The sequence below is a fragment of the Neobacillus sp. PS3-12 genome, from assembly GCF_030915385.1.
GTDB lineage: Bacteria > Bacillota > Bacilli > Bacillales > Cytobacillaceae > JAEVLT01.
On record NZ_CP133268.1, the window covers coordinates 605,470 to 617,530 of the forward strand.

Sequence of the window (12,061 nt, forward strand, 5' to 3'; positions counted from 1 at the left end):
TTTGCGAACCCTGTTTTGTCTAATTTAAGTTTAAAACAGTTTATTTTAATACCTTGTCAGCACCAAACCATTTTTCAGAAATTTTAGCGGCAGTGCCATCTTGATTCATCTCATCCAAGGCTTTTTGAAGTTTATTCAACAATGCTTCATTACCTTTTTTCACGCCAACTCCATATTCTTCTGGAGCCAGTGACTCCCCAAGAACCTTGTAAGAATCTTTCTGAAGGGACATGTAGTAGTTAATAACAACTTCATCAATAACAACTGCATTCAAACGTCCATTTTTCAAATCTGTTAAAGCAAGATCGTTGGTTTTATATTCTGTTACTGTTTTAATTTTGGATTTAATTGAACTTGCATTTAAAGCATCAGCAGCTGATGACTGTGATTGAAGTCCAACGACTTTCCCAGATAAGTCGTCCAATTTGTTAATGTTAGAATCAGCACGAGTTACAATTACTTGTGAATTTTTTAAATATGGTTTTGTGAAAAGTACTTTCTTTTTACGCTCATCCGTAATAGTATATCCGTTCCAAATTAGGTCAATTCGCCCGCTGCTAAGCTCAGCTTCTTTTGTGCTCCAATCAATTGGTTGGAATTTGACTGATGTTCCCATTTTTTTTGCTGCTGCTTTTGCATAGTCAATGTCAAAACCAACAAGATTGTTATTTTTATCGCGGAAACCCATTGGTGCAAATGTATCATCAACACCAATAACCAATGTCTTTTTGTCTTGTGTGGTCGGTGTCTTAGAGGAACAGCCCGCCATGACGGAAAAAACAGCTGCAATTACTAGAATCATAGTGATTATACGCTTCATCTGTATGAAAACCCCTTTACTTTAGTACGTTACCATATTATTTGACTATAATATAGTAACATACAGTTACCATAGTCCACAATCCAATTTTTGCTGAAAAACAAGGAAATGCTGTGAAAATTTGTCGGTATTTCGATTTTTTTAGAGTTATATGTTGTAAACAGATATTTTTTTCACGATTCCCTTGATGTAGTAAATAAGACGATTACTATTGCAAGGATTCCTGCTGCGATCCAAATTGCCTTTGCCTCAAAATTGGATGTTGATATGGTTCCCACCAGCGCTCCCAATAAAAAGGAAAATAGGACTATGATAAAACGTTTTGCTTGATAAGCCCCCTCTTGGTTGTGAATAAAGATAGCAGAATACGCTGCTTTTGTCGTCGTTAGAAGATTCCCTGTTACTGTTGTCGTATTGAAATTCCATTTGGAAAGTTTTCGAAAGGTTGAAAACTGAATCGATGCCACAAACGCTATAACAATGGTTATGAACATATTTGGAATCTCGACTGGCAGAAAACCAACAATCAACAGTAAAACCATTTCTAAAAGCAGAACTGCTCGGCCGGGAGCTTGGAATAATCGTTTTCCCTGCCAAAGTTTAAAAGTCTCAGCCACTGCTGCCCCGAGGATAAAAGCTAAAATCGGGGGAATGTGCAAGAACGCTCGCTCAAATTTCCCTTGCGCCATTTCGACTCCTAACAGGACGAAATTCCCTGTTTGTGCATTGGCAAATACGCCATCTCGGCTGACAAATGTATATGCATCTAAAAAGCCGCCCACTACTGCCATTAAAACACCCAGCACAACTGATTCAGGGGTTAATAGTGCGAAGGATCTTTGCCTCCAAGCACCCGTAGTTTTTCGATAAAATGTTATCACCATGGTCCTCCCATGCAATAAAGCTCTTTTCAATAGAATTTCCAGCAAATTTCGAGGTCATGCACTAAATTTGGCTAGCCTCTTATAACTAAATATAATAAAGAATCATATCACATTCTTTTCTGAAAAATAAAATAGACGACTTCATTAAAAAAGAACTTACAGTTCCCATTATGGTTTACTGTAAGTTCTTTTTTAAATTTAGACAATTTCATTATATACTTCCCTTTAACCATGCCCGCGGTCGGCATGGCCCTACAGGTACCTGTATTAAGCTGGTTTTTTGTATATAGTTAAGGTGATAAAGCTCATCACATGATTTAACATCAAATCCTAGTAAGGGGTGTCCCCCGAAACCTAAAGCACCTGCAGTAAGGAGAAGCCTTTGCAGGACGATCCCCGCTTCCATTTGCTGAATCCGGTATCCTCTGTAGCCAATTTCCCCGATATAGAAGTCTTTATCACCTACAATATGAAAGCAAAACGGCACTTGAAACAGATTGACATTATCCATGGTTAATCCATTTTGTAAATATTCCCGAAAATCCCCCGTAGATACTCTCCTTAAAGCATGAGCATTTTCTTCATAAGAATAGGCCCCATCAGGTATACCTTTAACATTAGAAAAACAACCATACAAACTGACTCGGTTTTCAGGCAGCTCACCTGATTCAGCCAAGTCATTATTATAGGCATAAGACAATGTTTCTTTTAATAATGCCGCTAATTGAGTTTGACTTATATTTCCTGCTCGAAAATCAAGATCCTGAGAATGCCGCTCTCGGCACACCAAATCAAAATCATACCGTAAAGGCTCCGTATATGGCAGCATAATCGATTCCATGCTAATGGCATACTGCTTGCGTTTGGCTTTCTTCAGCTTTACAAACGATTCAGTTAATTGGAACATCGCAGCTTCATTTAGTTTCTTTAACATAGGATAATCAATGATATTCTTTGAGCGTTGATAAACAGTAGCTTCAAGTTCAGGAAGCTCCTGACATAACGAATCAGAAGAAAAGCTTGTATCTCTATTATCATCCTGACAATTCACTGGTTTTGCGGCAAAGGGAATGACGGCATAAACACTTTCATCCTGTTCACAAAGTCCCAGTAAATGATTGATCGCCCTATCTAAAAATTGATAACAGATTCTTGTTTTTATGTCCATTCGCTCTGCCACTGCCAGCGCTTGCCCAAGAACCACCCCTGCATCTAACCCTTGCAGCCTGTACGAGAAATTATGATATTTGTAAAAATTTTTCCAGAAAACAGTTGAAACAAATAAAGTTCCACAACATTCTGTTATATTAATGTCATTTCCCAGACTTTTAGATAAGTAGGAGTCGAAATTCCCCTCCCGAAGTAAAACGAGGCTGTGATGGGCAGCTGAATAGTGATAAATTCCCTCAGGAATATCAGTTAACTTTAAATAAACGTACAACTCATTAGGGTACAAGGCACCGCCGGATGGAACAAATCGGCGCAATGATTGACCAACATAACTTGATTTTCCTTCAGAGATTATTCCCGTAAATGCTGTTTGCGCATATTGTGTTATTCCATACACATACCAGAGGAATTGACCGATACTTTCCATGTTCGGTTTGAAAAGGTCTTCCCCTCCTTCCAGTGAAAAAGAAATCGGTGAAGATAGCGGAAATTCAGGTAACCCGCGATACAATTTATAAGGCAAAGGTGCATCAGCCCAATCTACCTTCCAATTCTGCGGAAGTGCTTTTTCCACATCAAAATGTAAATAGGATAAAAAGGTATCAAGTTTCATTTGCCACCTCCTTATTATGGGAATGGGTGTGGATACGGATTTAACTCTTCATAGGTTAAAGTGCGCTTTGTAAATCCAAGCTTCGAAGGAATAGTAAGAACCCGTTCAAGACCTCTTACACGAATTAAATGGTGACCAAAAGTCATCGGCAGCATCCCAGGAATGATGACCTTTACACAAAATAATCCGTTCCGTTTTGTTTCGGGTGTGGTTTGATCAACTACAATAACATCGAGATTTAAGCGGCGAAACCTTTCCAAAAGCTCTTTTACTTCATCCTTTAAATCCTGGTACTTTGGCTGAGGCTTAAATTCGTCTGCGAAAGTTCGAATTGTATTTGTATCATTTAATAAAAAATTGAGCCGCTCTTCAGCCTCTGGCAATCCATACAGCATTCCGTGATCTTCCATCGTCTCTACTTCATACGGATGATCCAGCATCCTTACATATTTCGTTCGATTTTGTGCAAGTTTCTCGTCATGGCGATACATCATTCCTGCCAGTTCAAACATTGCACTTTTAATTGCATTAACAGGATCGGGATTTGCCCCAGCAGCGCAAATCAGGTTTAATCCCTTTGTGCCTCTGTTTTTAGCAATTCCCCAAACACTTGGAATACCATGTTCCAATGTCGAATTATAGAAATAAACATCATAGTTTGCTACCTCACGTAACCGCTCAACCATCAGCACTAATTCTTGGTCATTTGCAGAATAAAGATCAAGACGCGGCAGCTGGAGTCTGGCATACCAAGTCAGCAAAAATGAATCCCGTTCAACAACCTCCAAAATACCATGAAATATAGCTTCCTCGAGACTTCCTCCTAAGGCACATCCATTTGATGTTTCATATACAAAACCTTCTCGATCCCCAAGGCTGTAATAAGCGAGTAATTCAGGAACGAGAATAGGGCGGTTTTGTAATAAGGAAAAGCCCCATACCCAATTCATTGGTTCTTCAGGATTAAAGGGCTTAAACGGAAAATGTGGGTTTCGATACATATTCTGTTCATGAATACCTACTGTCAGGGGATTAATCGCTGTTTTATTTACATTCTGATATGTTTCCCGAACAACACGCTTTTTCCCTCTTGGCCCAAGTCCACAATATCTTTCCAACCCCTCCAATATGGCTGTTACAGCGCTCATTTCGTAGGAATGAGTACGCCCTGCTGTTCCCTCATCTGCTCCAAACAAGGGCATATTTGCAATGATATCTGCAAAAGGCAGGGAGTTATCTCTGGTCATAAAGTTCATGATTCCTGAACGAAAATCTAGATAATCTTTACTTAGCACTTTTTTCAAATCATCAATCGAACGGCAGCGATAACTATCCTCCTTAATTTTCAGGCTAGATTCCAGCTTTATTGTTGCTAATTCAGGTGAATCGTCTGGCAAATTGCCACATACAGGACATAGTGGATCAGGTAGAAAAAAGTGTTTAGATGTATCTAACGTTTTCAAATTTGTAATGTAGATATGCCCAGAAAATCCATCAGATTCACGATGAAAAAATCGCTGAACTTCCCTTTTAATCAATAAAGCCATCTGCATTAACCCAGTCTGCGATGCCCATGCATCAGGTATAGTAGTATTAACTAAGGAGAGTTTATTTTGAAGCTCCCACATTTCCCTTCTGTCTGGTCCTGCAATTAAACGTCTTAGATCAGCACAGGATGAACAACCAGGCTGATCTGGAAAAATAATCGGACCAGTGATTCCCTCGCCAAACGAAACAAAAGCACGCAACCACGGCACTGCCGCAGTACGGAAAATCTTTTCCGCTTTATGATATAATCCTGGGTGCCAAGCATCATCCAAAACGAGGGCAAACTCCGTTTCTTTTGGAACTACTTCTAACTTTCTACAATGAATGACATTATATTTGGAAGACAAAAGCTCTTTGACATACTCAGCTAATAATCCAGTTCCTTCAATAAGAACACTGCCGCCCATCAGGTTTCCCCCTCCTGGAGCTGAATGCCATAAACCCCTCCCAGTTCCTCTTTTAAAAATGGTTCAAAGGAAAGATCATAGACAACTAGTTGTTTCTTAGCCTGTTCAATTACCTGAACGGAGGAACGCAACAGCTCCAAATGCGTTATTTCTTCAAAAGAAGGGATCTCAAGCTTTGATTCGTTTAATTTTAGAAAAACAGCTCCTTCAGGCATTTGCTGTGTACTCACTTTCACTTTGTTTTGTGCGTCTAAAAGGGCTTCCTTTAAAGCACTTCTTAAAGCCAAAGTAATATTTAAGCCAGCTTTGGTGTAGAGCCTTCCCTTTGACCTTATCCAAATAACAGGGAATCCGTGCAAATCCTCTTCCATTCCTATAGACGGTACGCCATTTAATGTGGTAAGAGCATGGAAATAAAAGCGGCATCTGCGGTCTTCAATCCTTCCCATTTTCAAACGATAGCTGATGCTCGATTTTTTGTCCTTTCTGTTTCTTAAACGCTCATCTAAATAGGACTGCAGTCCCCGGCATATGGCCTCCCCGACCGTTTCTCCTGCACCAATCCCAAGGAAGCCTTCAGGTATTTCCGATGCACGATCCATCCACCTCGTTACATACATTTCAATTCCCGTCAGACCAGCTTCCCTTTGGGCCTCTTGATGTGTAAATCCTCCACAGATTGCTTCTTGCAGTAATTCAGCAGGACCTTCTGACAAAGGATCAACTGTTTGAACAAAGCATTGTGAAAGCGGCAGTTGTGAAAGATTCCTTTCCTCCCATGAATGAAAAATGCCTATTGTATCTGATGTTAGCAAAGTAAAATACTCCAGAATGTTAGGTGGAGGTTCGTTTCGTTTTAATTCTTTATCCAGTATATCTTCCAAATCTTCAACCAATTTCAACGAAATATCCTTTTTAGCAGGTTCTGGGTGAGTGATAAAACCCTGCCACCCGCCTTCCAGCGTTTCAAGATTAAGTAAGTAGATTTGATTGCATTGATTATGATCGGCTACACCAGTTACTCTTTTGAAAAATTCAAACACTGCCACATTCACTAACATCGAAGCAGCTGTGGAGGAAAGTTTTTGATGCTGCTCATATTGTTTTACAGCAGAACGGTGGAGGCGTCGCCAAGCAGATTCAAAGCAGCCTTTTTCTTCAGGAATGACAAGTGGTCCGGCCAAGCCAACATGTTCTAAACAAATTGCTGGGATAAATGCCTTCCCTTCTTGTTTACACAATCTATTTATTACCTTCAGCTGTTCAATGTTGCAGTCCTCTGCGGCGTATAACACCCAATCAAATGGAAGGATCTTTTCCCGCCAAAACTCTTCCATCGGTTCTTCTTGGAAAGGACCTTCAATTATTCTAACCACTAAATTGGTGCCCTGGACGTTTTTTACTAACCTCAGTAATTGCTCTTGACTGGTTGGATCAGACTCTATTACCATAACTTCACATTGCGAAATACCAGATTCCAATAATGAAGAAACCAGCGAGTTTACGATACTACCAGCTCCAATGACCAGAGGTTTTGTCTGTCGATACTGCTGAAAACGGAAGGCAGCAGAGTCGGTGAAACTCTCAATAAATTCGATTTGGCTGGCATACTTATCAAGAATGTCTTTATCTAGGTGATGTGGCTGGTCCAGACTTAAGTCTCTGACAAATCCATTTTCAACTAATAATTCACTAATTTCATATACTCTTTCTTGATATGGGATGGTTAATCCTTGAGTCAAATCACCTAATGTCTGGTCCCCGTTTAACATCGGCAAGAGTTTCTCAATCCATTGGTAGATGGTCTGGCCCTCCAAACGGAAGGAGTTTACGTTGTTTCTGAAATACACTCCTCCCTTTAAATCAGGAACAAAGAATGTATCTCTTTTTACTTTTAATCGTGAAGTTGAGTTTAGCGCTGTCATTCAATTCCTCCTAACAAATTGTCCTATTTAACTACTAACATTGTATGTGAAAATCTTTGTCCAATATGATTAAAAGAAGTTGTTTGTTTATTTAGACGGACAATGCAGCTTTTCGCATGAAAAATACCCCTGCAGACTTGCCGCAGGGGTATTTCCTTATTTTATACGATCACGACACCGCCGCCATAGTAACAATTATAACAGCTATAACAGCCGCCACAGCCACCACAGCCACCACAGCCACCACAGCCGCCTGCAGCTAAACCTAATCCTAAACCTAAAGGAAAGCCTAAGCCGCCGAAACATCGGCCGAAGCCGCCACATCGACCAAAGCCACCGCAGCGGCCAAAACCACCGCAGCGACCAAAACCTCCGCAGCCGCCACAACGTCCACAGCGCCGAGGGTCGTCTAATGTTTGCAGACTCATCGGATCCATTGGAACAAGCTCACCGGCTTGATAGTGATCCATCCCTAACATTTGTAAATCATTTTGAAAATTTTGCATGTCTACCTCCCCATTAATTTTCTAACTAATATAACCCCACACCCGAGGGGAGAGAAGTACGAAGGTAATCTGTTTGAACTCAGGAACCCCTTGATACCACATGTACTCTCTTCACCAAAATATGATTAGGATTAGGTCCTTGTTACTGAAACAGATGCCTATTTCTTGATGAAGCAAAAGACCTTTCTTATTTTTGAAATAAACGTAACAATTTTTTTATCTCTATTACGCTAGTTTTCGATTATAATATTCATAAAGAATAAATATTAGGAGAATTGTAGAAGTGAAAAAACGAAGAAGGAAAAATGCTATTTCCAGCTTCGTCGTGTTTTTACTGCTTTTAGGTACATTTTTTGCCATCATATCCCTTTCCAATATGCAAAACCATACTCCTCTGGTAAAAAAAGATCCGTTTACAGACGTAAAAAAGTATCGTACAACCATCTATAACGAGTTAGCGAAAAACCATTTAGAAAATTACACAACCGTTTTAGTTGCGTTAATGCAGCAGGAAAGTCATGGAAGAGGCGGCGACCCAATGCAGGCTTCCGAATCAGCAGGACTCCCGCGCAATTCCATTAAAGACCCATACCAAAGCATTCAGCTTGGTGTTAAACAGTTTCAGCGGGTCCTAACTTATGGGCAACAAAAAAATGTCGATTTTGCCACAATCATACAGGCTTACAATATGGGCAAAGGGTATATTGACTATATCGCAGAGCACGGCGGCAAACATAATGAAGAGTTAGCTAAAAATTTTTCTCTTATCCAAGTACAAAAAGCACCTAATCTTTACACCTGTGGAGGAAATAAAAACAATTTCCGTTACCCCTACTGTTATGGTGACTTCACATATAGTTCGAAGGTATCGAAAAATATACAATTATTAACTGTCAGCCAGCAAGTGGCTGATAATAAAAAAACAACCGAGCAATCCTTCTAGGATCCATCGGTTGTTTTTCGTTAGATTACATTTTTAACTATTCCCTTAAATGAAATGGAACAGTCGAAATAACCACATTTTTTCGTGATATAAGAAAAGCACGTATAAGCAAGCTTGTTTGGTTATGAAGAATATTTTGCCATCTTTTTCTAGGAATAAACTGCGGAATCATAACAGTAACATTATAATTTGATTCACTGGCCTTGTGCTCCACTGTATCAATAAATTTCATTAATGGATGAATAATACTCCGGTAATAGGACTGTAACGTGACTAGTCGAACATCCGGCTGCCACTTTTTCCACTTTTCTTCAAATACTTTCTCATCTTCCCTTTCAAATGCTACGTAAACTGCAATAATTTGATCAGGTCTCAATGACTTTGCATAATTCAACGAGTTTTCTACAACATGCGTCATCCCAGCAACAGGCACGATGATAATATTTCCCTGTATTGGTTTAAGTTGTTCACAATTTGCTAAGCTTAGCTGTTTTCCAACTTTTATATAATGTCTTTTTATTCTGTGGAAAACTAACACAAGTATTGGTAAAAAGATCAGTACCGGCCACACTTGCGTAAACTTCGTGATAAAGAACATCATCATAACAGTACCGCTAATAATAGCTCCAATCAAATTCGTGATAAGTTTGGCCACCCAGCCGGGCGGTTTTTCCCTGATCCATTTTAGGAACATTCCTGTCTGTGCCAATGTAAATGGAATAAATACACCTACTGCATATAGGGGAATTAAACTTTCTGTTTTTCCTTTAAAACCAATGATCAATAGGATGGAAGCTACTGCAAGAGCAATAATTCCGTTTGAATATCCCAATCGGTCCCCCCGAATGGTAAACATCCGAGCAATGTACTTATCTTTTGCAAGATTCACTGCAAGCATTGGAAAAGCAGAGAACCCCGTATTTGCAGCAAGAACTAAAATTAATGCTGTAGTGCCTTGGATAAAGAAATAAACAAAGTTTCTTCCAAATGTTTCCCTAGCAATTTGCGAAACGACTGTTTCAGTTGCCTTCGGTGCAACTCCATAATAGTACGCTAAATAAACAATTCCAACAAATAGTACGGCTAATAATCCGCCCATTGCTATTAAGGTTTTTGCTGCGTTTACAGGTTCAGGTTTTTTGAAATTTGGAATCGCATTTGAGATTGCTTCAACACCTGTCAAGGCCGAGCATCCAGAGGCAAATGCCTTAAGTAGTAAAAATAACCCAATTCCTGCAACAGGGGTTCCAAGAGCCGAATGATGGTTTGCTGGAACATGCCCGGTTAAAATATGATAAAGGCCAACGCCAAATAAAATGAATAATGCCAAAACAAATAAATAAACTGGATACGCTAAAATTGTAGCTGATTCTGTTAGTCCTCTTAAATTTAATAAGGTAATAACTACAACAAGGCAGCAGGCAATTATTACATTATAGTGAAGTAAGCTAGGAAATGCAGATGTAAGGGCATCGGTTCCCGAAGAGACACTAACCGCTACGGTTAAAATATAATCGACAAGTAAAGATCCTCCCGCAACTAGCCCTGGGTTTTCGCCTAGGTTTTCTTTTGAAACGACATATGCTCCGCCACCATGCGGATATGCAAAAATAACCTGCCGATATGATAAGATAAGAGCAGCCAACAAGATTAAGACGCCAACTGCAATCGGTATAGAGTACCAAAATGCGATCGTACTGACTGTCGCTAAAACAATCAAAACCTGCTCAGGACCATATGCCACTGATGATAAAGCATCAGACGAGAGCACCGCTAAAGCTTTTGTTTTGCTAAGCCTCTGTTCACCTAATTCTTTTGATTTTAAGGGCCTTCCGATTAAAACTCTTTTAACTGCTGATAACACCCATTCCACCACCAATAAATAGCTTTAAAAATACAAATGTAAAGTACTGATACAAACTTGATAATGTTTAGCTTGCCCCATTTCTAAAAAGAAAGTCACTAATAGAATATAGACATATTGTTAACGTGAACAATAAAAAAGCCACAAGGCAAAGAGAATAGCCCTGTGACTTTTATTAAGCAGCCTCAGTTGCTCCACCTTCCTCTCTTAAAACGCTGACGAGGTTAGCTGTCGGGTTAGGGACAAAAGAGTATCCCTTCCTAATTTATAAATAGGATTCACCCCTAGTGATTCAGAACACCAAAACATGGGTCCCCCGTTCCCTATGGATTAAGCGATAAAGAAATATGAAACTGTTGTTAATATTACTGCTAAATTCCTTTTATGTAAATAAAAAAATTATCTTTATTACATAAATGTTTCAAAAAATTCAAAGAAATTTCTGTTTATTCCATCTTTTTTTTTTGAAATCGTTTATAATAATAGTATGATATTCGAATTTTTGTGCAAACTATTCTTTGAAAAGCCTCAATAAAAAGGAGGATAAAGTTATGTTCAAAGAAAATAACCCTTTATTATCAGATGAGTTTTTAGATGAAATTGCTAAAGAAATCAACTTGCAATTTGGAAATCAGGGACAAAGCGATGAGGTTCCAAATAATGAGTCCTCAATTTAATCAAGCTTACCGCGGTCGGTAAGTCTTTTTTAAACTTCCCCTTTTTATCTTGTCTTAACCTTTAAATTCAGTTTTCATTTTGTCCGCTTGAAATATCTTTTTGGTCATCATTAAGCATATTCAGATCTTTTTGTTCAGACTCTCTGATTATCTTGTCACTTTTGGGTTCTAGGTAGAAGGTAATTGGGCAATGTTCATTTTCCGCAATCATTTTCCTTAACTTGAATGCCCTGTGTAACTTTGTTTTAAAACTTGCTATGGTGCAATCAACAATAATTGAATGCCCATGACTCAATAATACCTTTGTTTTGTTTTTTCCAAGACCCTTAGCTCCTTTAACATGGATTAATGAAAACCAAACACAATCGGGCCTTTTGGGAGATTTACTTGGGAAAAGATATAATCCAACCTGTGAATTCATTTTTATTGGACACATATTCATATTTCCTAAGTTTGCTTTCGCATGATCCAGTGCTCCCCTCAGTGTTGTACCCATTTTTTTTAGAGAATTATTCAGAATTTGTTCCGCTGTATTATTAACTCGAAAAGTCTTTCCAGTCTCAATGACCAAAGTTTGTAATTGACCATGATGTCCATGTATACCTGTTAAAAGGATTGTATTTTCATTTATAAAGTAATTTTTTAATAACATTGCAAACTTTTCCCCCTAAGAAATTACAGGCTTAGTCTTTAGCTGTCAAAAG

General features: G+C 38.9%; 10 protein-coding genes and 1 riboswitch. Of the genes, 2 read left to right on the plus strand and 8 right to left on the minus strand.

The window, feature by feature from the left end; translation table 11 throughout:
* Positions 1–40: 40 nt before the first annotated feature.
* From RCG17_RS03080 to RCG17_RS03105, 6 genes are all read right to left on the minus strand, one after another.
* Complete coding sequence (locus RCG17_RS03080; RefSeq protein WP_308173809.1) at positions 41–820, minus strand: amino acid ABC transporter substrate-binding protein; 780 nt, start codon at positions 818–820, stop codon at positions 41–43.
* A 173-nt stretch (positions 821–993) separates the two neighbouring features.
* On the minus strand, positions 994–1,701 hold the full coding sequence (locus RCG17_RS03085; protein ID WP_308173810.1) for a YoaK family protein: 708 nt from the start codon (positions 1,699–1,701) through the stop codon (positions 994–996).
* 214 nt (positions 1,702–1,915) lie between these two features.
* Positions 1,916–3,487, minus strand: coding sequence for a SagB family peptide dehydrogenase (locus RCG17_RS03090; RefSeq protein WP_308173811.1), 1,572 nt, complete (start codon positions 3,485–3,487; stop codon positions 1,916–1,918).
* A gap of 14 nt (positions 3,488–3,501) precedes the next feature.
* Positions 3,502–5,442: a TOMM precursor leader peptide-binding protein gene (locus tag RCG17_RS03095; RefSeq protein ID WP_308173812.1), complete on the minus strand. Its 1,941-nt coding sequence runs from the start codon at positions 5,440–5,442 to the stop codon at positions 3,502–3,504.
* Positions 5,442–7,367, minus strand: a complete 1,926-nt coding sequence (locus tag RCG17_RS03100) for a putative thiazole-containing bacteriocin maturation protein (RefSeq protein WP_308173813.1) — start codon at positions 7,365–7,367, stop codon at positions 5,442–5,444. The genes RCG17_RS03095 and RCG17_RS03100 overlap by 1 nt, the downstream gene beginning before the upstream one ends.
* 161 nt (positions 7,368–7,528) lie before the next feature.
* The gene (locus tag RCG17_RS03105; RefSeq protein WP_308173814.1) at positions 7,529–7,873 is read right to left on the minus strand and encodes a hypothetical protein; all 345 of its coding nucleotides are present in this window, start codon (positions 7,871–7,873) and stop codon (positions 7,529–7,531) included.
* 283 nt (positions 7,874–8,156) lie between these two features.
* Between RCG17_RS03105 and RCG17_RS03110 the strand changes: the two genes are divergently transcribed.
* Entirely contained in the window at positions 8,157–8,816 is a 660-nt protein-coding gene (locus RCG17_RS03110; protein ID WP_308173815.1) for a lysozyme family protein, read from the plus strand.
* Between the two features lie 37 nt (positions 8,817–8,853).
* Here the strand turns inward: RCG17_RS03110 and RCG17_RS03115 are convergent, their stop codons facing one another.
* Positions 8,854–10,680: an APC family permease gene (locus RCG17_RS03115; RefSeq protein ID WP_308173816.1), complete on the minus strand. Its 1,827-nt coding sequence runs from the start codon at positions 10,678–10,680 to the stop codon at positions 8,854–8,856.
* Positions 10,681–10,877: 197 nt separating this feature from the next.
* Positions 10,878–11,027, minus strand: a riboswitch (cyclic di-AMP (ydaO/yuaA leader).
* A gap of 204 nt (positions 11,028–11,231) precedes the next feature.
* On the opposite strand from RCG17_RS03115, the gene RCG17_RS03120 reads away from it, so the two are divergent.
* Positions 11,232–11,357 (plus strand): bacitracin ABC transporter ATP-binding protein, encoded by a 126-nt coding sequence (locus RCG17_RS03120; protein WP_308173817.1) that lies wholly within the window; start codon positions 11,232–11,234, stop codon positions 11,355–11,357.
* Between the two features lie 67 nt (positions 11,358–11,424).
* Here the strand turns inward: RCG17_RS03120 and RCG17_RS03125 are convergent, their stop codons facing one another.
* Entirely contained in the window at positions 11,425–12,009 is a 585-nt protein-coding gene (locus tag RCG17_RS03125; RefSeq protein WP_308173818.1) for a competence protein ComK, read from the minus strand.
* Positions 12,010–12,061 lie beyond the last annotated feature (52 nt).